This is a genomic window from Novosphingobium sp. Sphag1I (assembly GCF_056279125.1).
This window is the reverse complement of sequence record NZ_JBWBQS010000013.1, coordinates 104,180-129,727: the sequence shown is the minus strand read 5'-3', so window position 1 is coordinate 129,727 and position 25,548 is coordinate 104,180. Positions and strand designations below refer to the sequence as shown.

Sequence of the window (25,548 nt, the reverse complement as noted above, 5' to 3'; positions counted from 1 at the left end):
CGCCATTCATATCTGGGCGGCATCAGCCCCCTCGCATTCGAGGCCAAGGTGGCATAGTGAGATAGGTGACCGGCACAAATCCGTTACAAGTCCACGGTACCGGGTTTCCGACCTTGAGGCGCAGATCTCGCAGATCAAGGCAACGGCCGTGCAGTCGCGACAACGCGCCGATGGCATCGACGTGAATCTCAATCTATCAAAAAGCGAGGCACACGAACTATCGACGGTGGTGAAGCAGGTGCTGAAGGCGTGGAACTATCCAGGCGCCGACGCGGTGCATTTCGAGAAGGGTGACCAAGATATAGTCGTCGATGGCAAGCGCCGCCGCGACAACGGCGCTGGCGTTCGAGCGCTCCTCCATGCCGCGTTTAAGATCGGCGTGCTCGTCTATTGCATCGAGAAGGGGCGACCGCATCCAGGTTTCGTCATCCTGGATTCGCCGCTCTTCGCTTATCGTCCCGCGGAAGAGGATCGCTTCGAGGAACTCACCGATGACGAGCTGGAATTGCGCAAATCCGATGTGGCAACGCACTTCTACCGGTACTTGCAGGCCATGGCCGACCAGGCCCAGTTCATCGTGATCGAAAATCACAAGTCCGATCAGGATGTCGTTAGATCGTACGCGAATTATCAGTTCACCAAAAACTCAAGTGTCGGACGCGCGGGGCTTTTTGTTTGATCTGCACGCGATTACGGCTTGGTCAGCAGCCCGTCGCCATAGGTCGTCATCGCGAGCCCCCGCGCAGGGTCGAGGGCGAACCGCGTGTCAACGGCCAGATTGGCCGCAAAAGCTGCATCCATCAGCCGGTCGCCTGCCTCCCATCGAGCCAGGAAGGCATCGAGCCAGTGCGGCGGCACCTGCGAGTCCAGCGGCCAGGGCGAGGCGATCACCGCGCTGCATCCGCGGTCGAGAACCTGCTTGGCGAGCCCGAGCGTCGTGTTGGCCGTGGGGTGCTTGTCGGTGCGCCCCCCGCTGCAGATGAAGAGAATGACGACACCGACGTTTCGCACGGCCGCAGCCAGATCGGCGGCCGAAACCTTCAGGACGCCCTCGTCGGAGACGAGTTGGAAGTAGCGGCCCTCGGGATGGACGCCACCGTGCGCGGTGAGCACCGCAATCGAAGCTCCGGCGAAGCGCTCGGGCAAGGTCCCGCCATGGTCGACCTCGAAGCCATAGTCGTTGAACGGACCATCGAGCCGCTGCGCGAGCAGAGTCAGAGTCGTGCGGCCGTCATTGCCCTCGGCCGTCGAGATCCATGCGACGCGGCGGCCATCGCCCTTGTGATTGCGCTCGCGGGCGCCGCTCAGCCAGGAAAGCGACGGCACGGCCGCCACTGGCGCTTTCCGCCCCAGGAACTCGGTTCCGTCGTAGAGGATGTTGGGCGGGAAGGACTGAAGTTCGCTCGAGGCTGATATGATGGTCGCGCGCTCCGCAGACCAGCTCAGCTGCAGGGTTTCGGTCGTGCGGTAGAAGAGGTTTGGGCTTTCATCGATCCCATAGCGATAAGGGAAGGCCTGCGACCAGACATGGAAGGCGGCCCGAGAGAATCGGTCAGCGGCCTCTACGAGAGGCTTGGCCAGCGCGCCGTCGCTCGCAACAAGCCGGATCAGGCGCCCTCTGGCATCGAAGCCAAGCTGAAGGACATCGACGCCATCCGTCGAAAGCGCTCGTGCAACAGCCGCCGGCTCCGCTTGCTGCGGCACCGCTGGCGGCGCGGCCACCTCGTCCCAATTGGGCAGCGCGGTGCCGCGGTCGGCCAGAAGTTCGAGCGCGAAGCTCACGTCCTCGGGCGCGGCCAGAATGTCGTCGCTGGCGAGAGCCCGCTGCGCAAGAAAGGCGATGTTCCCCATGTCGAAGCCAACATCTTCGGCGTAACGTGCCGGCGGAATCGAGGCGGCGAGCCCCGCCAGCTGGGCAGGTGTCGGTACCGGCGCAGAGGTTGCCGCGATCATTGCCGCGAGCTTGCCGCCCGCCCATCTGTTGAGTTCGGCGAAGACCTCGTCGGACTCATCCGGCACGTCCACACCCCGTTCTCGCGCGTCACGGATGAGCTGCCCCAGGATGATGCCGGTCGGCGCGGTCTGGTCCCGACGATCGAGCACAGTCCTTCCGATCGCCGTTGCCTCGGCAAGCAGCGCTGCAAGCTCGTCGGGATCGTCACGTTCGCGCTGGGCCAGGCGCACCTGCAGAGCGAGGAGGTCGAGGCGGTGACCATAGGTCTTGGTGAGCGTCATCCGCTCAAGCAGTTCGCGCCCCTTGTCGACCATGGTGAGCGCTGCATCGAGCAGCCCGATGTCACGAAGGAGGCGGGTCAGCCCGTAGACCTCCTGCCAAAGTTCCTCCTCGTCCGCCCGGTTGTCCGCGGCAAAGGCGCAGGCGAGCGCCACCAGACCCGTCAGATGGTCGCGGGTCCGGTGATAGGTGTCGGCCACAGCGAACCAGGCAAGGCGCCGGCGCCGCGGCGATGCGCTCCCGGCCTGGACGGCCGCTTCGACAAGATCGCGGCCTGTCTGGGCGAAGCCACTGCTTGCAATCTTGCCGGCGGCCAGCCGGTAAAGCCTGAGGTCGATGTCGGGGTCTGCCGCGTGCGGCGCGATCGCAGCGGCGAGCGCAAGGTAAAGCTGGACAGAATGGATGTCGCTGTCATCGGAGATGGGAGCTCGCTCGATATAGGATGAGAGCGCCGAGATGGCTTCGTCCGGGCTTTCGGTCAGGAGTTCGGCAGGCAGAGCCAGTTTGCCAATAATGATGGGCTGCTCGGCATGAAGCCAGTTGAGCGCACGGTGGAGGAACGGCTTGTGCGCCATCATCCACTTCATGTTCGCCGAGCCTTCCTTCGCACCCTTGTCGACCGCAACGGGCCGGCCTGCCAGGTCGAGAACATGCTTCGCGATCAAGGCGAGCCCTGTCGTACCAGCTACATCGGGCTTAAGCAGGTCGACGATGCCGCTGCGCAGGCGCGCGTTCATCGGATCGCCAGCCAGTCGCCCGATGAGCTTGCCGAGCAGCGCTTCGGTCGCCTCGATCCCGGCAGCAGGCTCGCCGCCCGGCCCGGCCTCGAGAAAGCCGCGTTCGAGAACCTCGAGCGCAAGCCCTTCCCAGCGTTCGGCCTGTGCCGGCCCATTGGGGATATCGCCGACAAGATTGAACGCATGCCAGATGAGGCCGCGGGCAAGGGCATCCACGATGCTCGCTAGCCGATAGCCATCGGAGATCTCTGCCGTTTCGCCTGACTGGATAAGGCCGACATAGTCCGGAACGGCGGTGCCAGCGAATACCTCGGCAAGGCAGGCATGGAAGTCGGCCCGGGCCGGATCGCTCTCGCGAAGGAAGTCAGCGAGACCCGCATGATCGCGGACACGGAGCAGCTGCTGGCGCCGGTGCCGGCGCACGCCCTCGGCTTTGGGAAAGCGAGCCTCGAGTCGGGTCGCGATGCGGGCCGCAAGTGCATCGTCGCGATGCTCAAGCGTGCCTAGAGCTGACTCTAGGTCCTCGCGGCTCTCGAGAGCATCGATGGAGGGCGCGATGAGTTCGGCCGCGAGCTGCGCGGCGCCGGCATCCTCGGCGATACGTCCAAGCCGCACACGGGTGGACGGGTCAAGGTTGTCTCGAGCCAGGAACTCGCTCCGGATAAGCGCCAAGGCCTCGAGGCGAAGCCCTGCCTTGTGCAGCAGCTGCACTCTAAGAAACGGCTTCTGCGGGTCTGTTACCGGGGGCAGCGCGTCAACGTCTGTCAGCGCGCGGCCAGCCTGACCGAGGGCGATCCACCGATCCCATGCATCGACGCGTTTCGCGAGAATGGTCTCGGCGCTTTCGTCCGCGGTCGATCCCATCACGCCAAAGCCATCGACCGACAGGATGAGATCGTCAAGCGCCGGCCGGATCGGCGAACTCTCGTTGACATCGAGGGCGATGTAGAGGTGGCGCTCCCGAGCGACTGGCGCAGCTGCGACTGCGAGCCCGTGAACCTGGGGTGCCCACACGTCTTCCGGGATCAGCGGGGTCTGTACGCCCTCGGCGACGAAGGGCGCGATCGCGTCGTCGCGATATCCCGCCGCCTCGATGACGATGATGGCGGTTCTCTCTGGTTGCTCAGCCAACACCGCCAGAAGACTGGCATGGCGGCCATCCGCCGCCGTCTGGACGATCAGGCGGTCGCGGAACCACGCTGCCTCATCCGCTTCGAGCGGGCGGCGGGCGAGCATCGCGAAGGACTTCCCGAAGCTTTCCCAAGCGCGCCCGTCGGCCTCCGCGACATCATCGCCGGGCGGTATCACGATTATGATCCGCTGCATCGCCCGCTCCCCGCCCTCGATCGCGAGACCGGCGAGGGACGCGGCGACCATGCCTGCCCGCGTGGCAGGCTTGCCTCCAGTGACGGTGAAGATATCACCGCCGCCGATGACATTAGGGTTGCGGACATATGAGTCCGAGATCGCCGCCAGCAGTTCCTTGTCGCTGCTGATACTGCGCCTAAGCGGTGATGGGATGTTCCCTTCTATACCTACTTCCTGATTTTCTTTCTCTCCATGCATTGAGAAACGATAGGTGCGCAGCAGGAATAGGTCCAGCGTAATTAGCGACAACAAACTGTGTGTCTGCGTTGAGCTTGAAATATCCGCTCTGGGGAGCATGGGTCGTCTGACGGAACGCGCGACTATGGGGCGCATTGCTGCCAAGCGGCTTCGCGGTAGGCGAATGGCTGGTTCTGGTGAAAGCTGCTGTTCAAAGTCCAATCGGCGATTGACGCATTCTGGTCGGTCGCAGAAGGGTCTCGCCGTGCCGGCGGGCAGAATCACTACCAAGCGCCCGAAGCTGAGGCCAATCTAGGCCGACAGCAGGCGCTCAGAAATTCGCCCAAACGTAATAACCCGATCGCTCGCACCGCCGTTCATAGGCACAGTAAAGCAAAGCTCCCCCAGCCTCGCCTACCGATTTTAGTGGGGCAATAGTGCTGTACGAATATCACTCGGCCTTGACTCCAGTCTGAACTCGTGCGGACTGTTACGCAATGCCGCTGTACCCTAAGTCCCAGGCAGAAGTTGCACGCAGGACTAATTTTTAAACTGAAAAAGGAGAGCATCAATGGCACTTAAACCAGGGCCAAAGCCGATAGCAAAATCAACAGGGAAACCGGATCAGCGCCGCCGTGATAATAAAACCACACCAGGGAATACACCGTCCCTCAAACCTAGCAAATCTAGCGAGCCCCCCAAAAAGAAATGAAAGAGGGCGCTCGTTGATTTGCCGTTCTAGCCCTGCAGGCCGATCACTTTTACGTTGGATGACGGGCCTTGGGACGGAAAGGCTGGTTAGCTGCGACTAAGGCTGCCCCCTCTCGGTTGAGGCTGCTTGAGCATGAGACCGCAACGCGCTCGGCTTCTGCATGCGGCAAGGGAAAGTTGTCAACCCGCTCCTGGGGAACCGAAATCGGCGGCTGAATGACTGAGATGGGTCGATTTTGCCCGGGGCTAGCCTCGTCATGGGACGTTCCTGTCGATTGCCGCCTCTACTGGGAACGACCGGTTACGCTCACACCGGTCATTCGTGGATTCGCTTCGGGCACGATGTGGGCGTGGCACAGATCGGTCGCCGCGCATTGTGGTGCCCGACAACTAATCCCCGCGCGTGTCATTCGCGCTCGGCTGGCCGGCTGACCATCGTGACGTTCTCGGGATCGATCACGACGTTGATGCCGCTGGTCGTTGCCATCTCAGCGCCATAGGCGTCCAGGTCGATGACCGCAGGCCGAACGTCCAGCAACTCGAATCCCGTGGACGCAAATGCGCTCGCCTGCTTTCCTTCCCGTTCGAGAATGACCTTGGTGGCAAGCGTGATCCCGCATCCGGCAAACTCTATGGTGTTGAAGTAGATCGCCTCCAGCCGGACCTCGTCGGTCACCCCGCCGATCGCGTCGAACTCGAAGCGTGCTGCGGAGGAGGGATTGAACATCATATCGAGCGACATCTGCATCGCCTGTGCCGCCCAAATGTCTTCGAGCGAGAATGGCTCCGAAGTGGCGATACCGGCGATGTCGAAGGCTTGCCGCAATCGCTCGACGAACTCGAGGAGGCGCGGAAGGTCGTCGAGATAGGGTCCGTCCAATCCCTCGGGCGTGGGAATACCCGGTATCCGGACGCCCTTGAAGTCCAGTTCCACCGTAGCCTTGCCACTTGCGAGGTAGGTCAGCGCGCGCAGCAGCGGGATCCAGGTCGCTAGATCATGGTGGTCGGCCTTGAAGTTGCCGACGCTTTCGAGATGGAAACTGCCCTCGTAGAACAGCAGATTTAGCGTGGCATGGCGGATCGCAAGCATCGGTCCGCCATGAATCGGGAACGGGATCGCGGTCTCACAATCGAAGACGGCGGCCGGAAGCAGCGGCCCTGAGCGCACGATGATCGCACATGGCCCTATCGTCGGCAGATCGATCGGGAATTCCTCTACCCCTTCCAGGAGTGAGCCCTTGTAGGGAACCCTGATCCCGAAGCGACGATCATAGGCCTGGAGCTGGACCGGCCTCAGCGGCACCTGTCCGGAGATGATCTTGAGGAAATGGTCCTGGTCCTCGATCCAGATGAGTGCCTCGCCCTCAACTTCGTGCCCCTGCTCGTAGCCGAGCGTCGCGAGCTGGTGGCGCTTAGCCTCCAAATAGCTGTCGACGTCTGTGGGGCAGATCTCGGCGAGCGCATCGCGCAGCCCTTCGGCGGTGGGCTTGAAGCGGCGCCCTTTTCGATAGTCGAAGGACATCCAGATGTGGTTGATGTCCGTCCGACCCTCGGCCTCGGCGACACGCAGGCGGTGCAGTATCTTGGCGAGCTCCTTGCCGAAAAGATGGATGACATAGCCCATGAGCTCGGTCCCGTCCGCACGCATTCGGAAGACGACGATAGCGGATGGCCCCCGGTCCTTTGCCAGGCGCTCCATCGCCGACAGGCGCGCGCGCACCGCCCCGCTCTCGCCGGCTGTGCATTTGAGCTGCACCATGCATGCGCGGGGCTCGCGTTGATCGAGCGTCTCCTGCGGCGTCCCTTCCATCGGAAAATCAACACGAAAATCCCAGCCTGCGCGATCACGGCTCGTGCGGCTGCAGATCAGCTTGGCCTGGGCGCACAATTTGGCGAAGAGGTTCTCGCCGGCTTCGCCCAGTTCGTCGGGGGTCAAGGCTTCGGTCATGGCGCCCGTCAATTCTTGTTCAGGCCCATCGCCCGGCTCTGGAGCTTAAGCTTCCAGAGCTGCTCGACCGCGACGATCTCCTCTTGGGTTGCCGACGATCCGCTGACTTCGAGGATGCTGACCTGATAATCGCTGGGCGCGCTGCTTTTCAGACCGATATTGCCGCCATGTCCGTCCTGGGCATAATTCTGCCAGCGGCCCAAGAAGCCAGCGTCGCCGGTTGCCGAGCCAACATATTGCTCTCGAGTCTTTGACGACGTGAGGAGGTAGACGCCGCGCGCCGCGCGCAGGGCCGAGATCCAGGTCGCTGGCAGCCCCTGCACGTCGGAGATGTTCGCAATGAAGTGCGTGTATCCCGGAAACGCATCTTCCCGGAACGTGCGGGTCAGCTCGACGATGGGCTTATTCTGTCGATCTGGACGCTGCACCCATGACCGGGTGCCCGCGCCCCACTCGATCCACAGCCGTCCGATAAAGGTTTCGAGTTCACTGGCGCGGGTCGTCTCATAGCTGTCGAGCTCGTCCTTGGTCAGCTGCATGCCAGGAACGAGATGGAGCGGATCGATCCACGAAGCATCGACCGTGCCGATGCGGCGAGCGGCATAGATCCCCGCGAACAGCGTTCCTCCGGTCGGCGGGGCGACGAAGCTCGCCCAGAAAGGCGCCGCGAGCCCTGCGCGGTTGCCAATCGTCTGCACCCGCTGATACTCTTCGAAGGAAGGCCGGTCGTCCCGCCAAAGCAAATAGGGCGTGCGGCCGTTCGGCGCCTTCGTCTGGTGACGGAGCAGACGGACCTGCCCGGCGGCGAGCCCCGCTTTCTCGAGCAGGTCTGTGAATAGCAGCATCAGAACCCCCTAATCTGCTGGACGAGTCGCCTTTCATTCCTGCCGTTCAGTGAAAAGCGCAACCGCCTATCGAAATGAAACAGCCCCGCTCACGGCGGGGCTGTTTGTTGGCGGGGGACGCCGGGATCGAACCGGATGCCCGTGAGGCACAATCCGCTTATCAGGCGGTTGCCAGCACCATGCTGACGTCATCCATGATTTATGGTAAATGGGAAGCGGAGACCGGAAGTTCAAGGGAGAACCGCTTCTTTGCCACCAAGATTAATCGCATTGGGCCTGTCCACGACATTGCTCAAGACCTAATCAAGCAGGCCGAGCATCTGGTCGTCATCCGTAGCGTCCCGGTCGGCGGGCGCCACCCAGTAGGAACGCAGCACATGGTGAGTTTCAGCAACTTTAGAATGCTCAATCCCGAAATGGCGGACATCACGCGTCAGTTGCTCGACGACGCTTATCAGCGGCAGTCCCCCTTCATGTCGTTCATGCATACCTGGATGGCGTTTAATGGCTGGATGGAATCCGTGACCGGCGGCGGGCCGGACGCAGCAATGATCGATGCCCTCGTCGGAGACCGCCGCCTTATTGAGGCCTATGATCGGCTGATCGGCGACACTCCCGACTTCACCAAAGCGGTCGCAGCCCTTTCGACGCACTGGCCCGTGCTCAGTGTCAAGGATGTCCGTAAGAAACTAGGGCACGATGCGTTCTGGAGAATGACGCGCCAGAACTTGCTGGAAGACTGCCGGGCTGGGGGGATCAGGATGCAACCCGGCGGATGGATAGGCGACGGATCGCCAGACTGGCCGCAACTCCTGCGCACGATCTATCAGATCCGCTGCAACCTGTTTCATGGGGCCAAATCGCCCGAGAATTTGCGCGATCGGGAACTCGTTGGCCATGCCGATATCGTGTTGCGGCAGTTTATCGAGGGCAGCGGCTGCTTCGACTGGCACGATTGATCGGTCGACGGCCCTATCGCATTTCGACGTCAAAACCCGGGATCACGGCGCGCGCCTTTGCCAAGATGACGCGCCGAGCAGCGTCCAGCTCGCGGTCAGCCCCGTTCAAGATCTGGAATCCGCCGCAATGCGGGTCGGTGCACTGGCAATGGATGATCGAGCCGTCCTTCAGGTGCCGCACGAACAATCGGCGCAAGCCGTCGAGATCGCGCACGATCGCCTTGAGCTCGCCCCGAGCCTTCGGATCAGCGATCTGCTGGAGTGAGGGCAGACGGCGAATCTCTCTCCCGTCACGTGACTTCCAGATGCCGGTGTTGAGCGCGCCGATGGTATTCTCGATCGCCTCCTGAAAATCGAACAGCCGGCATTCCTCGGCGAACGGGGTCCAGAAAGCGGGACGGTCGAAGGGCAGCGCAAGCAATGCAAGGGCTTCTGCATCGCTTAATTCGGCGAACTCGCTAATGAATTTGCGAAGCCCATCGCCGTCATCGGGAAACGGAACGCCTTCGACCATCCGTTTCAACAGGAACTCGCCGCGCAGCCGCAACTGCTCCTCGAACTCTGTGCCGGACCAGACGTTGGCATTTCTGATGCCAAGTGCTTTACCCTCTGCCGTCACCTTGTCGCGCTGATCCGCTGAGACGTTGCTGCGGCAGACGAACAGGAAAGCATCCGGTTTGCCGCTCGGTGCCGCAACCGCACGCTTCATGTCCCGCTTGGCCTTAGTCAGCGGCAGGGATGCCCGATTGACGCATTGAACGACAGTTCGCCGATAGGGCTCGCCATCGAAAATTTCAGTCCCGACGATGTCCCGGCCCAGGTCGCTGCCGGTCTGGCCATACCATGCGACATCGCGCCACCCCGCCCAAAGCAGATAGGCGAACACCAACCGTTCGAAGTCGTGACCATCGAAATCCTCAAAATGGATTGGACGGACGTTGACAATCGGCATTTTTGCCCGGGTGTAAGGGTGCTTCATCGCTCGATACTCGCGTCAAATGCTAAGCACGCCAAGCAATTTCGCGCGCGATAGCGCTGCATCGGCTCTAAAATCCAATCTCCGGCCACTCAGCGAGCACTTGGCCCAATCGACTGACGCTGGCACCAGTAACGGCGTCCCCCGAGATCCTCACGCGGCGCGCTGGCGTACTTAAGCGAACTGTCGGCAGTTGGGTACGGCGCAGGAAGTCAGGAATGGCTGGGATGGGCGCATTGATGACCTTACCGGTTTGCGTGGGCCGAATGGCGGAATTCGGCAAAAGCTGTCGGTCACATCAACGACGCGAAATGTCTTGAGTTGGTCGGCACCTGCCGGTGCTGGAGGGTGGGCGTCGCCCGCCCCAAAAGCTGACTTTCCCGGCCTCAGCTTGGGCGTCGGAGCCGATCATTCGTTCATGCCGAAAGGAGTTGGGTACGAAACATTGTGATCCTACGAATCACCTCTATTAAAAATATCATGTTGAAACGCCGGTTAGAATCTGGCTGCTCCCCCCCATCCAGCAAATCTCTTACCCCCTCTTGTTGACAAGCATGGGCATCAAGCCCGCCAGATTCGCCAAGAGCTTCTTTGTATGGTCTGGCCCCCAATCTGGGCCATCCGTTCGATCTATCCTTGATGCTTGCATCGGTTTTTCACCTGAACAACGCTGCAAACATAACTCCGGTCACTTGGGAAAACGATCTCTTTGAGCTATTTCCCTGTTGTACAAGCGGTAATTGTAAAGAATATGTTAGTAGGCAGCTTACGGGGCGGCATATGGGGATGGAAGGGCTTTGAATTCGCAGGAGCATCTGGATGAGCCCACGCGCCAGTTTCGGGACGCATTGCGGCTTCTTTTCATTCTGACTCACGCCGGCGAGCCAGTCTCTTCACCGCCGCCCTTACCCGGGGCGGTGTCTGTTATACCGTCGCAAAAACGCCTTCAGAAAATGGATTTCTGGGTACGAAACCCAGATCACTTGGCCTACAGCTTGCTGGACATGTATGAGAGCGACGGCGACGTGCGGTGGTTACAGTCTGCGCGCTCCATCCTGGACAGCGATGAACCTGAAATTCGCCGCGATGCTATGGCAAAGTACATTTATGGCGCCTACGAGCCCATCGATACCGGCCTGGCCCCCCTCGTCAGCTATGGTCTTGCTCAGACCCAACGGCATCTGGAGACCCGGCGGCGGCGCTATTTTCTCCTCAAAAAAGGCCTGGAAGTGGCCACGCGGATCACAAAAGAGCTTGCCGAAGCACATTGGTACGTAGAGCGCACGAAACTAATTGGAGATCTTTGCCGGGGGCGAACCGGAGAAGAACTGGCGCGCATGCAATATGCGTTACCTGAATATGCCAACGCACCAAACGGCGAGACGATTGCATCGATTGCCCGGCAGGTCCGGGATCGGTTGGCACGCATGGAAGGTCGATAATGTCAACGAATGAGGCACCGCTACCCCCTATTGCAGCCTTCCGCGATGCCGTGGCAGAAAAGGCAAAGGTAACCCGACCTGCGGTCGATCTCATTCTGGCCGAGCTTGGCATTGTCGATGAGAAGCCGGTCAGGCGAGCCGACAATCTCACGGTTCGATCCTTGTCCTTCAGCGGGACAAAAGCTGGAACCGATATTCAGGATGGCCCCTATCATTTCGCCTGGAACGGGCTGGAGTCCGGACTGTGGGGTATCCTGAGCGAAAACGATAACCAGATCGGCAAGAGCACCATCGTTGAAGTGATGTTGTGGGCCTTGCGGGGTCGTGTCCGGTCACTCAAACCCGAGGTCAGGGCCTGGATCTCGGAGGTGGACATCGAGTTTACCATCGGGCCAGAACGATACAATGTCAGCTTCACTGATTTTGACAGCATACCGCGCGGCAAGTTGGTGATGCTTGCCCCAGGCCCCGCCCGGGTGATGGATACGTTCGACAGCAACGAAGCCTTTGAGCAGCTTATGAGCAGCCTCATGATGGCCCGATTTGCGCTGCAACCCATCCCGACGGTCAACCACGTCAGCGAGGAAGCATCACAATATCAGCACTCCTGGACAGCTTACGTCGCATCGATGTTTATCGAGGGATCGCATCCTGCAATTCTGGGTGACATCACGGTTGGGGCCTTATGGTGGCGCATGCTCCATCTGTTTGTCGGTGTTCCCTATGCCGCAACGCATATGGCCCTGCGCACAGCCCTGACCCTCCAGCAGGGTACGAAAGAACAAACCCCATCAGCGCGAGCTGCACAAAACAGTTTTGCATCTGAAACCGCTAGGCTGGAGGAAGAACGCAGACAGGTCGAGACAGAGGTCAAAAAGCTCAATCCGATGCTCGCAACCTCCAGTGAACTGGACAGCCTGACGCTGGACAATGCGAGATTGACCCGCGAACTGACCGAACTCATGGCCGATGCGGCGAGGCTCAATGCATCGGCCATCGCCCTTAAAGCGCAGAGCGATGAGAGTCGGGCGACCGCTCGTCGCTTACGGGAAGGCGCGGCATCCAAGCAGGTTTTTGCAGGCCTTGATCCGGTGTGCTGCCCGCGGTGTGCCGGGGCCTTCCCCGGCGATCGGCTGAAGCATGAGAATGAAGTGGGCCTGTGCGCTGTCTGTGATCGCGACACCCTTCACGACGATCAGGAGGCCTTGAAGGAAGCGATTGAGGCAGCCACGAGCCGCGCAGACGATCTCTCGGTGGTCGAACAAGACCTGAGAACGCAGCACGATACCATCTCGGCCCAGATAAAAGAGAAGACCAGAGAGCGGCAAACAATCAGCCAAAGGCTGGAGGCAAATGAGAAAAATGCTGCCTCCTTGCGTCAGCGCCGCGCGCTGGAAGAGCGTATGACAAAGATCGATGGTGCCCTGGAGCAGCTCAAACGCCTTGCCGATCAGGTGAAGCCCGCATCGCCCAAAGACGACCGCGAGAAAATTCTCAAAGCTGCCGAGTTCATTGCGGAAGCCCGCATGAAATCGGCGAGCCTCGACCTCTTTCTCGCGCTGGAATCGGAGGTCGTCAGCATCGCGCGTCGCTTTGGCTTTCGTGGACTGGAAAGCATTTCCATTCGTGGCAACGGGATTACCCTCACGGTTTCCGGCGTTGCGAGCCCCTATGGTAAGCAGACGCCGGGACAAAAGCTGCGCCTGCGCATCGCGCTCATCATGGCCATGATGCGTCGGGCGGCCATCAGCGGCTTTGGTCACCATCCTGGCCTTCTGTTCATCGATTCACCGGGAAGCGAAGAGCTCAGTGACGCCGATCTCCTTGCCATGATCAGCGAGATCGGTCTTGTCGCAAGCGAAACGCAGAACCTTCAGATCTTCATTGTCAGCGCGAGGGGCAATCTTTTACAACCTGCCTTCAATCCGCTTCGCATTTTGCACCCCACGTCAGCAGGATCGATGTTCTGATGGCCGCACAAAAGCCTGCTTGAGCAACCGATATGCTCGAACAGAAATTGGCCCATTTCGTGGCGCCCACGCTCGACGATCTGGGCGGCTCGCGGGATGTGGCGCAAGAAGGAGAGGCTTTGGCTCAAAGCCTCCATGCTGACCGATTGGTCCGGGCGATTGCGGGTGTCGATGATCACATGCCTGCTGATCTTGCCAAGGTAGCTTTTGCCGTCCTTGCTCACAATCCCCATGCTTTCGTCTTAGCAGCAGCGGCGCAGCATCTCGCTCACGCGCAGATGGGACATGATCAAACACGCCAGGCGCAACGCATACTCATCGCCAGGGTGCGGATGAAGGCCACGCCAACGGAGGCCCTCATCGCCTCCGAGGCATTGGCTGGTGCATTCCTGCTGGCCAACAATTCGGGCGCTTCACGCCCTGCGGTGATCGCGGCACTCGATGAGATCGAGGCACATGACGATCCCTTTCTTGTGAGGCGCGCCGCACGGCTGGCCGGGCTTGCATGGTTATGGAGCCGGTCACCCGATCTCACCGAGCTTCTCAAGCGGCTGTGCCTTAATGATGAGGCTGGAGAGCAAGCGCTTCATGAACTCGGTCTGATCCTGCTCGAGAATGCACTGTCATTGCCGTCCGGCGAAGAGGTCATCGAAGGCCTTGAGCTGGCGGCAGACATGTTTGCGTCGGCATCGAGGGCCGACCCCGAGCTGAATGAAGCAAGGGCCTTCTACCACAGCCTGAAGGCGGTATCGCTTTTTTGCAGCGCGGCCGACAAGGAAGCTGTCGAGCTTGAGATCGGCAAGGCGCGTGAAGCAGCCATTGATCGGCACGTCTTGCTCGACACAGCCTCGCTGCGCAGCTGGCTTCGCCCGACAGTCGCTGCCGAGATCGCCTGGTACGAACTTGCCAATCTTCTGGAAGGGTTATCGCAGCGCCTTGAGGAGCGAAGCTGGTTACGGGCCGTCCCGGTCCTACAACAGCTCTCCAGGCTGCGCGTCGCCCTGGTGGCCGTCGCCCATCATTCCGGCGATACGTTGCGCGAGGCTGTCACCAGCAGGATCGCACATGGTATTGTGTCTCAGGATGGCCTCGTTTCCCATCTGTCGGCCTGGGTCAACGATACCGGGATCTCGGCCCAGGAAAAGGACGACGCGCTCGCCTTCCTCGCGCAGGTCGAGGAGGAACGTCAGCGAAGTCCGGGAAAAGATGAGGGACGGGCGGAAGGCGCGACAAGCGCTCGTCCCTCACCCGGCCACATCGCGCACCTGCTTGCATCAACGCAAATGGCAGGCTCCGCCCTGACCGGAAAGCTCGAGGAGACTTTCCTCAAGCTTGATCAAGCGCTGCAAAAGCATGTGGACTACAAAGGGAATTTTGCCCGCGACGTCCGAATTCTACTCAACTACCAGATTCTCTATCTCGCGCATTGCCTCGATGTGACGCCTAGAATGGCGGAGGAATTCTTCGCCTTCCTCTTCGAAGATGGGGAGGCCAAACCGCTTGAGGTCGCTTTGCAGCGGAGCTTTTGGACATATCTCCATTTGCAGGCAAACGGCTTTCCTTCCCATCAGATTTTGCGGGAGCCGCCCGACATTGGCACCGGGCGCGCCGATATCGCAATTGTGCGTCCTTCCTGGCGCATCGTTGTCGAGATCAAGCGAGAAACCACAAACGCCTCTGTTGACGGAATAAAAAAATATCTCGGCCAGGCAGGCACTTATGTCCTCACCGATCAGCGCATTGCATTCCTCGTGGTTCTCGATCTTTGTTCTCAAAAGAAATGGCCACTGACCATCGAAGACAATTGCTGGGTCGAGTGGGTTCAGGGTCCTGACGAATCACAGCCCAGGGCGATCGTGGTTTTTCGCATTCCAGGCATGAGGGTTCCACCGTCAGACATGCGCACGCCTGCAGAGGCGGAATGAATGAAGGGCGGCCCTGGCTCCTTCATAGACCCGAAGCTGCCTTTCCGGATCGTCCGCCCAAGCCGTCAAATTGAGCCGTGCCAAAATACTGGTCATATGCCTGTAACCTATGATCTGAAATGCTTTCTCAGAAATCCGAACAGATCTGGACGTAGAGCACCTCCCGTAAAACGGATCCTCGCAACAAAGGGAGAAAAGCAAGGGGGATTGGGATGAGGCGAGGGGGATTGGGCCCTTACCTCGGTAATCCCAAGGAGACGGCAGATGAACTCCCTTGCCCCTGTGATCGAAACCTCCCCTCAGTCCGCGCCGTGGCGCATCGATGTCAATCGCGGCCAGCGCGTTGGGCGGGTATCCTCCGAATGGTTTTCCCGGCCCGACGATGAGAAATTCCTCTCACTCAAAGACCTCTATGCCTGCGTCCGCTCCCGTGCGGACAAGGCAAGCACCCGTGTCGTCGAAAGCCGCAACCTTCGCGTTGATGCCAAAAGCGACAATGCCGAAAGGCTGATGCTGCTTGCCCCGGGCGATGAACGCCCCATCGCGCCGACCAACTGGTCCTTCAGTCAGCTTTCCAGCCTTGTCGGGGCCCCGGCCTCCTATCTGCGCAATCTTCCCGCAGCCCTTGCCGGGATCAACCTGCAGCACGGTCTGATCCATCATCGCGGTGAACAGGTCAAACTCCTCCAGACCGAGGATGGCCGCACCGAATTGCGCGCGGCGACAGGCGCGGAATATGGCCGGATCTGGGACCACGAACTGGTTGCGGCGGTGATGAACTTTGCCGGAGACGGCACGGGTGATACGCGCTGGAAAGTCCCGGGGACCATCGATTGGTCCAATATGCGCTACAATCCCAATGTCGATATCACCAAGGAAACTACCACGCTCTATGCTTCCGATCGCGACGTGTTCCTGTTTCTGGTCGACGATCGCAATCCGATTGTCGCAGGCCATCTGCCCAATGGCGAGCCGGATATTTATTTCAGGGGGTTCTATTGCTGGAACTCGGAAGTGGGTTCCAAGACGCTCGGGATCGCCACCTTCTACCTGCGCGGGGTCTGTGCCAATCGGTGCCTGTGGGGCGTTGAAAATTTCGAGGAGGTCAATATCCGCCACTCGAAATTCGCCGCCGCCCGCTTTGCCCATCAGGCCGCACCTGCGCTCGAGCATTTTGCCGACAGCTCGCCCTCGCATTTCATCAGCGGCATCAAGGCGGCGCGCGAACGCATTGTCGCGCGTAAAGATGAGGATCGCGAGGACTTCCTGAGGAAGCGCGGCTTTTCCAAAACCGATACTGCAAAGATCATCGAGACCGTGCTGGTCGAGGAAGGCCACCCGCCGCAATCGCTCTATGATTTCGTGCAGGGGATCACCGCTCACGCACGCAGCAAGCCGCATCAGGAAGCCCGTCTCGAACTCGAAGGCAGGGCCCGCAAGCTCCTCGAAAAGGCGCTCTGACCGGCGCGGGACAGCCCGCTCATATCCCATCCAGCCCTTCAGGCGGCTCCGGTCCAAGGCCGGCGCCGCCTTTTTCATGCCCGCGAAGGATATTTGCCATGCGCGAGAATATTGTGCCCGCCTTGCAGACATTTCAGGTCGAGGTTGCCTTTTTCAGCGGCGACGAACGCTACGCCAGCGAGACCTACAGGGTCGAAGCCGCCAACTGGTACAGCGCCGAGCAGGCCGCTCTCGAGATGTCGGGAGCCAGCGCCTATGACGATCCCCGCGTGCCCGATCTGCGCCGCGAGGTCTGCGCCCGAGCCTGCTGAGACCGGGCGATCCCTTCAGGCCGATGGCGGCCGATGCCGGACAGCCGGCGCGGCCGCCATCGGCCTTTTCGAAAGAATCCCCATGACGGATCACACCCTGCACGATTTCAGGGCGCTTCTGGCCCGCGCCCGTGCCGCGCTCGAAACGCCCGCCGATCTCGATAGCCAGGCGATGGCTTTCCTTGCCGAGGACATCGCGCTTGCCGAACAAGGTCTGGCACATGCACCTGTCCTCTGGCCATTAGATGTCCATGTTGGTGTCATCGAGCACCGCGAGGGCCTCAACATCCATGTGGCTTTCGATCGCCCGGCGCTGGAAGAACAGGTGGCGGCATTCTGCCGGGAATGGTGGGCGGAAATCCGCGATCCTCGCAAAGTCGAGGATCTCAACGATGCCACCGTAATTGAAAGCTATTTCGGCGACCATGGCAGCGAATGCCTCTCTACCGAGCGGATACGGATCGAGCCACCGCCCGCCGCTTCTGCGTCAACATGCCAGCCAACGTTCGAACATGGCCGCTACTGCGTCCTTTCCACCGCGCATCTTTCCGCCGCAACGGCTGAGTTGCTGGACCTTTGGTCTTCCTGGCCCCCGGGCGATCGCCCGCTCGATATTGCCGCCGCCGTCCATGGCTGGTTCGTTCCAACCCGGTCGAGAGACGAGCCTGGCGCAGCCCGCTTGCCGGAAGATCTGGCCGCGCTGATCGCCTTCGGTCGGGAGAGGGGCTTCGCCTATGTCCTCGTCGATTGCGATGGCGACACGGTCGATGGCCTCGCCTTGAGCAACTGGTGAGGGCTGATCGCCAAGGGAAGGGGCGGTCATGACAATCCTCGCCACATATCGCACCAAAATCCGGATCGGGGAAATGGCCGGACGCGCCGCTTCGGTCCGCTATGTCCGAGGTGAAGCGGCGGCAACTTAATCTCCTGGAACTGCGCGCCCATCCGCGCTGGGGCGGGATGGCCAATTCCGATCTGATGCCGGGGATCATCGCCGGGCTGCTCACCAAGGCGGCGATTGGCCGCGCGTGGTTTGACCTTGATGCCCTGCCGCCGACAATCCGGGTCGAGCCAGACAAGGGCGGCTTCATGGCCTCAGTCCACCTGATCGGCGACTGACGGGCTACCATTCCATCACCTGCCATCCAACCGCCCTGATCCTGCATCGACGGGGCTAAAAGGAGTGCATCTCATGACCATTGTCCCACATGAACTGGCCGCCGATACAAAGGTGCCGCTGGGCCGTGCCTCGACCGCACCGCTCGAACTGGATCTCGCGCGGTTGATGGCGGGGCGCTGCCTTATTCAGGGTTCTTCGGGTGCGGGGAAAAGCCAGACTTTGCGCCGCATCATCGAGGAAGCCTTCGATTATCTCACCACCATCATCGTCGATCCCGAGGGTGAATTTGCCAATCTGGCCGATCATATCGGCGCCACCACCATCCTTGCCCGCGACTATGCCAATGACGGGCTGACCGCGCTTGCCCTGCGCGCGCGCCAGCACCGAATTGCGCTTCATATCGATCTCACCGACCTTGAACCCGATGTCCGCATCGAGAAGGCGGCGGCCTTCTTTGCAGGGCTCCTGTCCGCACCCCGCGAGCATTGGGGCAATACGGTGCTGGTCTGCATCGATGAGGCCCATCTTCTCGCCCCGCATATGGCGGCTTCCGCACGCGATGCGGAAACCCGCCGACTTGGCGTGGCGACGCTCACCGATATGTGCGCGAGGGGCCGCAAGCGCGGCATCGGCACCATCATCGCGACCCAGCGCCTTGCCAAGCTGGCCAGTTCGGTGGTGTCCGAGCTTCACAACCATCTGATCGGTCTTAATGTCTTTGACCGCGATGTGGCCCGTGCTGCCGATCTGCTCGGCTTTGGCAGCGAACAGGCCGGATTGCTGCGCCAGCTTGCTCCTGGCGAATTCTTTGCCTTTGGCCCCGCGCTGTCGCCGCTGCCGCAGCTGGCCCGGATTGATCCCACCATCACCCGTCATATCGGCCATAGCCCGGCGTTGCTCTGCGCCGCCGATCTCGATCCGCAGCAAAGCCGTTCGCTCCTTGAGCTTGACGCGCTGCGCGACCCTTCCGCAGGCCGGAAAGTGTCCGTCCCCAGACACGGTCTGCGCATGCTCGACAGCTTCCTGCTCGATCCGGCAGCGGGGGCTGCCACGCGTATTACCGCCGCTCTGCGCAGCATCGCCCCCAATGCCACCACAGCAGAGGAACTGGCGCGGCATCTGGGCTTGCCGGGCGAGGAAGTGGATGCCGGGCTGGACCTGCTTTCCGCGATTGGCGCCGCTGACACCATGCCGCGCAATGCCACAAGAATGGCCCGCCTCTCCGCAAGGCTTCGCCTGCGCGTCATCGACACGCCTGTTGTCGGCCTTGCCTGAAAGGATCACCCGTGACCCAAAGCAGCTTCTGCGGCCTGCCCGGTGATATTGTCGAGCTGGCTCCTTATGTGCCGATCGAGCAGCCTGCCTATCAAGGTCCCCTTCGCGAAATCGCCTTTCAGGCCAATGCCTGGCTGCCGGGGGAGACGGATCGGCTGCGCGAGGCCTTTCTCGCCGACCACTCGCTTGATGACATCGCCCGGGATCTGGGGCGGAGCCGCGCCGGTATCGCCAGTCGTATCGCCGATCTCGGTCTGCGCCGAAATTCTCGGCGGGACTGGCTGGAATGGGAGGACGCCGAGCTCATCCGCCGCTACGGCGAAGAACCTGCTGCCGAACTGGCCGGTCTGCTTGGCCGGGCGGTCAGCGCCGTCTATGCCCGAGCGAAACTGCTGGGCCTGAGCGAGCCGGCAGCGCCTGCCTATACCGGATGGGAAGATGCCCAGATCCGGGCCGGTTATCAGGCCGGGGTTCCGGTTGCACAGATCGCGCAATTGATCGGTCGCCCTTTTACCGGGGTGATCGGACGCGCTGCTGCGTTGAGCCTGCGGCACGCCTGTCAGCCCGAGGACTGGTCGAGCGAGGAGCTGGCCCGGGCCTTCGAACTGGCAGGGCAGGGACATCGCTATGGGGCGCTGGCCGATCTTCTCGCGGACGAAGGTTTTCCCCGGCGCAGCGGTCGGGGGCTTGGCCAGCGTCTGCGCAAATTCGGCTATGGGCGGGGCTGGGGCCGGGCGTGGATACGCGAAGAAGACGATCTCCTCAGGCAGGCCTATGACACCGGGGCCAGCCTTACTCCCTTGCGCGACCGACTTGGGCGTTCGGCCCATTCGATCCGCTGGCGCGTGGGCGAATTGGGTCTGCGCGGCCAGCACGTGCGCCCCAACGGCTTCCGCTCCGGACCCGACTGGTCGGACGCGGACAATGCCGTGCTGCGACGCGATTATGGCAAAGTGCCGACCCGGCAGATTGCGGCGGTACTGGGGCGGGGCGTGCGCGCAGTGCTCATGCATGCCAATCAGCTTGGCCTCACCCACGGCTATATCCGTCCGTTCGGGCAGGAGGAGGACCGGGCCATTGCCATCGCTTGGGCGCATGGCGTTTCCATGAGCGATCTGGCTCTGGCCTTCGGGCGGGCTGTCGCGGTCATCAGCAAACATGCCATCCGCATCGGCTATCGCTTCACCGATCCGGCAAGGCCATGCCGGGCACCAAAAAGCAGGCGGACAACAAGAGCGCCGGTCACTTTGGCGAGCCTGCTCGCGCTGGAAACGTCGACTGCGGCGTCAGGAGATGATGAAGCAGCATGCCGCCACATGGAAAAGGGGAGGGAGAGCGGTGGGGCGCGATGATGAGATCGCATAACACAGGAGGCACTGCCCTATGAACCTGCCCTCAGCCATTCAGCCCGCCGTTGGTGCATCGCTGATCAAAAGGGTGACCCGACTTTACAATGGAACCATCACTGATTGCCTCCATGAACTTCTGCAGAATGCTCGCCGCGCCGGTGCGACTGCCATTACCCTCGATGTTGGGGAAGGTGATGGGGGACAGGTCCTTGCCATTGGCGACGATGGTTGCGGCATCGACGATCCCCGTAATTTGCTGACACTGGGACAATCCGGCTGGAATGCCGAGATCGCCGGGCGCGAGGATCCGGCCGGGATGGGGGTTTTCAGTCTTGCCGGGCGGCACGTGACGGTCCGGTCATGGTCGCGGTCGGCTCAGGTAGGCTGGCAGGTGACCATCCCCGAACATGGCTGGGAAGGGGCTGTGCCGCTCGCCGTCGAGCCTGCAGAAATGAGCCAAGGTACGCTGATCCATGTCACCCTGCCGTCGGCCTGGGCGAAGGGTCTTGATGACGCGGTCAGGCAGGTCACACGCCATTTTCCGTTACCCGTGCGCTTTTGCGGGAAGGAGATGGAGCGTGAGGACTTTCTGGCTAAGGCCATTCACGTTGAAAGCCGGCAGGGCTTGCGCATCGGCGTCTTCAAATCGGCCGGACGTGAATATCGGCAGGTGTCGCGCATCAATTTTCATGGGGTCACGGTGCCTTGCGGTCATGATCCCGTCGAGGAAGTCGATGGCTATGCCTATTGGAGCGCGCGGGTCGATATTCTCGATGCGCCTGCCCTGCAACTGGTCCTCCCGGCCCGCAAGGAAATGGTCGAGAATGAAGCGCTCAGCCGGCTCCGCTGCGACATGGAAGCGGCGATCTATCGCGCCATAGCGCTCCAGCCCGGACATCGGCTGCCCTTTGCCTCATGGCAACGGGCCAACGAATTGGGGGTTGCTCTGCCCGAAGCATCGGGCTGGCTTGATGGCTGGGTGCCTTCGGTGGCTGACAGCACAGCAACGCCTGCGGGCGGCAAGGTGGCGGGTGGCGACCTGATACTTGTTTGTCGCTCGGAAGCTGACCTCGAGCAGGCGGCTGCGGCGGTGATGAGCAATACACTTCTCACGGGCGGAAGGGCTGTGGATCCGGAACCAGCCTTTGAAGGCTACGGCTGGTATGATCTCCTGCCGCGCATCACCGCCATCGATTTCACCTTCGAGCATGACGGCCAACCCTGGATCTATGGCCATAGCGCCAAGGAATATCTTCCTCACACGCTGCCATCGGGCCGGGTTGCTCATCTCATGCTGGAACTCACCATGGCGGATAGCGGGCACCCTGATGCCAAGGTGAGTACACGGACCTTCGAGGTGCCGATGCTGGTGGCGAATAACGAGACCTATTGTCTCGACGAGGCCATCATCCTGATGGCGCAGGATGCGAAAGTCGATCCGGGTGATCTCGCCACATTGATGGAGGCCAGTCTGTTTTGCGCGGGCGAGGATGCCGATTGCGACAGCTGGCAGACCCAGAACGAGCAATTTTGCGCTAATGCGCGCAATCTGGCCAACAGGCTTCTGCTGGGCGAAGAGCAGGCGCTGCTCGCCCAATTGCGCGAGGCGGTGCGCGAACATGTTGTCTGGCTCATCCCGCGCGGTCGACAGATGATCGTGACAGCTACGCCCGGTCAGGTTGATCTGGTCCTCTCCGCTCCCGAATGAGGCTGCGGGGCGTAACATTACAATCCTTTCCTATCACCTCTCACGGAGGGCTTCATGCGCCTTGCCTATCATTGCATCCTTTCGACGGGGCATTTGCCGGCCGCCGAGCGCGACGCCTTCGACCTTCTCATCGCGGCGGCTCCCCGGCGGGCGGGCCGACTGATCATCGACCATCCCGTCCTGACAATCGAAGCGCATCGCTATGGTTTTGCCGTCCATCTGAGCTTGCTTGAGGATCACCCCGAGCGCCCCGAAGAGGTGTCGCCTGTGTTCTGGGCATTGCTGCAGCGGGCCGCATCTCTGGGGGCTGACTGGTTATGGTTCGACCACGATGAGCCGCTGAGGGCCGATCTCCCGGTCTTTGCTGATTTGGCGCAGAACCTACGGCGTGAAACACCCAAGGTTGTGCTTTGCGAAAAGTGCCGTTGCCCCGATGTCCTTTGTGACGCCACACTGCGCTGGGATGCTGCTGCGCAGGACTGGGCGCTTGTTGCGATCCTCGATCCGGCCTGGTGTGACAGATGCGGTGATACCCATCGGCAAGAAATCCCGCGCGTGAATGCCGATGGCCGCGAGGAGCCCGATCATGCGTGAAACCACACTTCTGACCTTTTCGCCTCTGCATCTTCCTCTCGATGAGCGGGGAGCCATCGAACAGGCGATCAGGGCTTCTTCCCGCAATGGCGAAGGGCGTCTGGATGTACGCTATCGAGACCTTGTGATCGAACCGCATCTCGACGGCTTCTTCGTGCATACCAGCGCTGCCGGATGGGCAGCGGCCGAGCGACCTGAGAATCTCTCATCTGCGCTCTGGGCCCTTCTGACTTATGGCAGCGCGGCAGGCGCCGCATGGATTTCCTTTGACCGGGAAATGTCGCCAGATGAGCGCTGGCGAATTTTTCTGTGAGCTATGACAAGGTGTTCTGCCGGTCGCTCAATTTCGATCCCGGAGGGTAGCAATGGCCAATTCCGAACCTCTATCGCCGCGCCGGCAATGGCTGGCCTCGTTCGAGCGCTGCTATGCGGTAGCTATTCAGAGACGGCATAGCAGCGGACATATCCAACTGATCCTGCGGACGGGCAGGCCCCTTCAGCCTTTTCGGATCTCAGGTCGCGCGCCCAGTCGGGATGAGCGGATTGTCGCCATTATTCTCTAGGATGGCCTTGCCCAGCGCTCTCATCCCCATGACCAGCTAAGCCTTGTTCGATGAATCCACGCTGCTGCGTCTCTGGTAACCTGCTGCCGATACTGCTTTTTCCTGATCGGCACGTGCGGCGCTACTTGGTGCTGCATGTGCATGAGGCACAATCCTTTTACGCGCCTCACCGATCACCAGACGGCCTACCCCCGCGCCGCCGCCATATTCGTATCATCCTGATCGACGTCGCTTGGTTCGCCACCAATGGCGCACCTTGCGCAGCAATATCATAAAATGATATTTCTCCTTTCCAGAGGAGTATGCTCATGCCTTCAAGTTTTACCCTTGGCACTCATTTTGAGGGTTTCATCAAGCAGCAGGTGAACAGCGGTCGCTATGCTTCGGCAAGCGAAGTCGTACGTGACAGCCTCCGCCTGCTTGAAGAGCAGGAAGCCATGCGCCAGGCAAGGCTTGATGCGCTTCGTTCGGAAGTCGAGATTGGCGTCAATGGTGGTCCGGGTATTCCGGCCGATCATGTCTTTGCCAAAGCCCGCCAGCGTATCGCCGATATTGCTGCGGGGCGCGTGGACGACTGATGCATCTTGAGTTTTCGTCAGCTGCCGAGGCGGATCTCGTCGATATCGCCAGCTTTATAGCGATGGACAATCCGGCAAGAGCGATCACATTTGTCGATGAGCTTGAAGCGGTCTGTATCAAACTGCTCGATTATTCGCATGCAGGTGCTGCACGCGCTGATCTTCGGGCTGGGCTTCGCTCCAGACCCTATGGCAGTTATGTGATTTTCTATAGCGCCCTTACTGATGTTGTCCGGATCGAACGTATTTTGCATGGGGCGTGAGATATTGGTGTCATCCAGTCGCTCAGCTAGCCGTTCGCTGCGGATCCCGATTGTAGAGGCCGCATATTATCAGGCCAATTCCGTCACATCGGCTTGACGCTGCACGTCCTTGAGGCACAATCCTTTTATGCGCCTCACCGAACATCTGGCGGCCTGCCGGTGCCTCTATCCCCGCGCCGTTGCCAGTTTACCCGATATCATGCTGATTGATGTTCCGGCATGTTTTGCTGGAGCCAGTTTGCCGCTCGGGCGCTACTATCCGATCCTGCTCGAAACTGCGGCAGAACTGGCCGAACTTGAGGCGTTCCTCGATGCGCCGCGCAAGCAACTGGCGCTCCCTGATCTGCTGGATTGCCGCCCTTCGCGAAGCGTCAGCGAATGCGTGGTGATCGCGCGCTATCCGCCGGTGCTACCAGGCTGGCCATGGGTGCTGCTTTGCCAATGGCCAGCTGCCTATACCGCGCTTGCCCCGCAGGGCAGCGATCTGTTTGCCCGTGGCACCTATACGATCGAGGTTCTGGCCAGCCGGGGCGATCTCATCCGCACGGAGAACAGGCTTCGCGAAACACTGGTGGGCCATAAACTCCGCTACGTCAGCGATGAGGAGGCGGGCTCTGGTCATGCCTGATCTGGGCCTGACTGATGCCTGATTGGGCAGGGATCGCCACCATTCCGGCACCACTTTGAGCATTGTCACGCGAGGGACGGCTCGCCATGGAGGTATCATGCATTCCGATCACTTCCTTCACCTGTCACGGCCGTGTCGGTCATGTCTGTCGGCCGCCAGTTTTCTTCTTGCAGGATTGCTTTGATGTCCCATTCCCCCGGCGGCTACCGCCGCCTGACCGGCGTGCTGCGCATGAACGGCCACAGCCCGGTGCTCGAGGTCGATGACCGCACCATTCTCCGCCTTGTCACCGAAGAGGATCTGCATTGTTTCGATGCCAAAAGTGTCGTGGTCGAGGGCACCTTGTCTCCCGACCATCGGCTGCATGTCACCTGGATTGGATCTGCTGCCGGATAGGTGTGAGGGCG

At 60.9% G+C, this 25,548-nt stretch carries 23 protein-coding genes; 18 read left to right on the top strand and 5 right to left on the bottom strand.

The features are described from left to right. The coding region (locus ACZ9HU_RS16065; RefSeq protein WP_476106382.1) for a hypothetical protein at positions 1-679 on the top strand (679 nt) is incomplete at its 5' end. 11 nt (positions 680-690) lie between these two features. On the opposite strand, the gene ACZ9HU_RS16060 is transcribed toward ACZ9HU_RS16065, so the two are convergent. From ACZ9HU_RS16060 to ACZ9HU_RS16050, 3 genes are all read right to left on the bottom strand, one after another. Beyond that, positions 691-4,536: a hypothetical protein gene (locus ACZ9HU_RS16060; protein ID WP_476106379.1), complete on the bottom strand. Its 3,846-nt coding sequence runs from the start codon at positions 4,534-4,536 to the stop codon at positions 691-693. A gap of 1,096 nt (positions 4,537-5,632) precedes the next feature. After that, complete coding sequence (locus ACZ9HU_RS16055; RefSeq protein ID WP_476106378.1) at positions 5,633-7,174, bottom strand: hypothetical protein; 1,542 nt, start codon at positions 7,172-7,174, stop codon at positions 5,633-5,635. Positions 7,175-7,182: 8 nt separating this feature from the next. After that, complete coding sequence (locus tag ACZ9HU_RS16050) at positions 7,183-8,019, bottom strand: GIY-YIG nuclease family protein (protein WP_476106375.1); 837 nt, start codon at positions 8,017-8,019, stop codon at positions 7,183-7,185. Between the two features lie 74 nt (positions 8,020-8,093). On the opposite strand from ACZ9HU_RS16050, the gene ACZ9HU_RS16045 reads away from it, so the two are divergent. Continuing rightward, positions 8,094-8,978: a hypothetical protein gene (locus ACZ9HU_RS16045; RefSeq protein ID WP_476106373.1), complete on the top strand. Its 885-nt coding sequence runs from the start codon at positions 8,094-8,096 to the stop codon at positions 8,976-8,978. Positions 8,979-8,991: 13 nt separating this feature from the next. Here the strand turns inward: ACZ9HU_RS16045 and ACZ9HU_RS16040 are convergent, their stop codons facing one another. Further along, the gene (locus tag ACZ9HU_RS16040; RefSeq protein WP_476106371.1) at positions 8,992-9,957 is read right to left on the bottom strand and encodes a hypothetical protein; all 966 of its coding nucleotides are present in this window, start codon (positions 9,955-9,957) and stop codon (positions 8,992-8,994) included. Positions 9,958-10,751: 794 nt separating this feature from the next. Here ACZ9HU_RS16040 and ACZ9HU_RS16035 point away from each other — a divergent pair. The 9 genes from ACZ9HU_RS16035 to ACZ9HU_RS15995 all read left to right on the top strand — a co-directional run bounded on the left by ACZ9HU_RS16035 (position 10,752) and on the right by ACZ9HU_RS15995 (position 20,810). Next, positions 10,752-11,396, top strand: coding sequence for a hypothetical protein (locus tag ACZ9HU_RS16035; protein ID WP_476106370.1), 645 nt, complete (start codon positions 10,752-10,754; stop codon positions 11,394-11,396). Continuing rightward, entirely contained in the window at positions 11,396-13,366 is a 1,971-nt protein-coding gene (locus ACZ9HU_RS16030; protein ID WP_476106367.1) for a hypothetical protein, read from the top strand. The genes ACZ9HU_RS16035 and ACZ9HU_RS16030 overlap by 1 nt, the downstream gene beginning before the upstream one ends. 32 nt (positions 13,367-13,398) lie before the next feature. Then, positions 13,399-15,291 (top strand): hypothetical protein, encoded by a 1,893-nt coding sequence (locus ACZ9HU_RS16025; RefSeq protein WP_476106365.1) that lies wholly within the window; start codon positions 13,399-13,401, stop codon positions 15,289-15,291. Between the two features lie 264 nt (positions 15,292-15,555). Further along, the gene (locus ACZ9HU_RS16020; RefSeq protein WP_476106363.1) at positions 15,556-16,752 is read left to right on the top strand and encodes a DUF932 domain-containing protein; all 1,197 of its coding nucleotides are present in this window, start codon (positions 15,556-15,558) and stop codon (positions 16,750-16,752) included. Between the two features lie 98 nt (positions 16,753-16,850). Then, on the top strand, positions 16,851-17,063 hold the full coding sequence (locus ACZ9HU_RS16015; RefSeq protein ID WP_476106361.1) for a hypothetical protein: 213 nt from the start codon (positions 16,851-16,853) through the stop codon (positions 17,061-17,063). 82 nt (positions 17,064-17,145) lie between these two features. Then, positions 17,146-17,856 carry a DUF5983 family protein gene (locus ACZ9HU_RS16010; RefSeq protein WP_476106359.1) on the top strand — a complete coding sequence of 237 codons (711 nt, stop codon included), beginning with the start codon at positions 17,146-17,148 and terminating at the stop codon, positions 17,854-17,856. 110 nt (positions 17,857-17,966) lie between these two features. Then, positions 17,967-18,182: a hypothetical protein gene (locus ACZ9HU_RS16005; protein WP_476106358.1), complete on the top strand. Its 216-nt coding sequence runs from the start codon at positions 17,967-17,969 to the stop codon at positions 18,180-18,182. 73 nt (positions 18,183-18,255) lie between these two features. After that, positions 18,256-19,458, top strand: a complete 1,203-nt coding sequence (locus tag ACZ9HU_RS16000) for an ATP-binding protein (RefSeq protein ID WP_476106357.1) — start codon at positions 18,256-18,258, stop codon at positions 19,456-19,458. An 11-nt stretch (positions 19,459-19,469) separates the two neighbouring features. After that, the gene (locus tag ACZ9HU_RS15995) at positions 19,470-20,810 is read left to right on the top strand and encodes a hypothetical protein (RefSeq protein WP_476106355.1); all 1,341 of its coding nucleotides are present in this window, start codon (positions 19,470-19,472) and stop codon (positions 20,808-20,810) included. 43 nt (positions 20,811-20,853) lie between these two features. On the opposite strand, the gene ACZ9HU_RS15990 is transcribed toward ACZ9HU_RS15995, so the two are convergent. Beyond that, complete coding sequence (locus ACZ9HU_RS15990) at positions 20,854-21,153, bottom strand: hypothetical protein (protein WP_476106354.1); 300 nt, start codon at positions 21,151-21,153, stop codon at positions 20,854-20,856. On the opposite strand from ACZ9HU_RS15990, the gene ACZ9HU_RS15985 reads away from it, so the two are divergent. The 7 genes from ACZ9HU_RS15985 to ACZ9HU_RS15955 all read left to right on the top strand — a co-directional run bounded on the left by ACZ9HU_RS15985 (position 21,154) and on the right by ACZ9HU_RS15955 (position 25,537). Further along, the gene (locus tag ACZ9HU_RS15985) at positions 21,154-22,515 is read left to right on the top strand and encodes an ATP-binding protein (protein WP_476106352.1); all 1,362 of its coding nucleotides are present in this window, start codon (positions 21,154-21,156) and stop codon (positions 22,513-22,515) included. It begins immediately after the preceding gene. A 54-nt stretch (positions 22,516-22,569) separates the two neighbouring features. Then, the gene (locus ACZ9HU_RS15980; protein ID WP_476106350.1) at positions 22,570-23,109 is read left to right on the top strand and encodes a DUF5983 family protein; all 540 of its coding nucleotides are present in this window, start codon (positions 22,570-22,572) and stop codon (positions 23,107-23,109) included. Continuing rightward, positions 23,102-23,422, top strand: coding sequence for a DUF5983 family protein (locus ACZ9HU_RS15975; protein ID WP_476106348.1), 321 nt, complete (start codon positions 23,102-23,104; stop codon positions 23,420-23,422). Before ACZ9HU_RS15980 ends, ACZ9HU_RS15975 begins: the two co-directional genes overlap by 8 nt. A 558-nt stretch (positions 23,423-23,980) precedes the next feature. Further along, positions 23,981-24,250 carry a type II toxin-antitoxin system ParD family antitoxin gene (locus ACZ9HU_RS15970; RefSeq protein WP_476106347.1) on the top strand — a complete coding sequence of 90 codons (270 nt, stop codon included), beginning with the start codon at positions 23,981-23,983 and terminating at the stop codon, positions 24,248-24,250. Then, positions 24,250-24,513 carry a type II toxin-antitoxin system RelE/ParE family toxin gene (locus tag ACZ9HU_RS15965; RefSeq protein WP_476106345.1) on the top strand — a complete coding sequence of 88 codons (264 nt, stop codon included), beginning with the start codon at positions 24,250-24,252 and terminating at the stop codon, positions 24,511-24,513. Before ACZ9HU_RS15970 ends, ACZ9HU_RS15965 begins: the two co-directional genes overlap by 1 nt. A 127-nt stretch (positions 24,514-24,640) precedes the next feature. Beyond that, positions 24,641-25,141 (top strand): hypothetical protein, encoded by a 501-nt coding sequence (locus tag ACZ9HU_RS15960; RefSeq protein WP_476106343.1) that lies wholly within the window; start codon positions 24,641-24,643, stop codon positions 25,139-25,141. 183 nt (positions 25,142-25,324) lie between these two features. Beyond that, entirely contained in the window at positions 25,325-25,537 is a 213-nt protein-coding gene (locus ACZ9HU_RS15955; RefSeq protein WP_476106341.1) for a DUF5818 domain-containing protein, read from the top strand. Positions 25,538-25,548 lie beyond the last annotated feature (11 nt).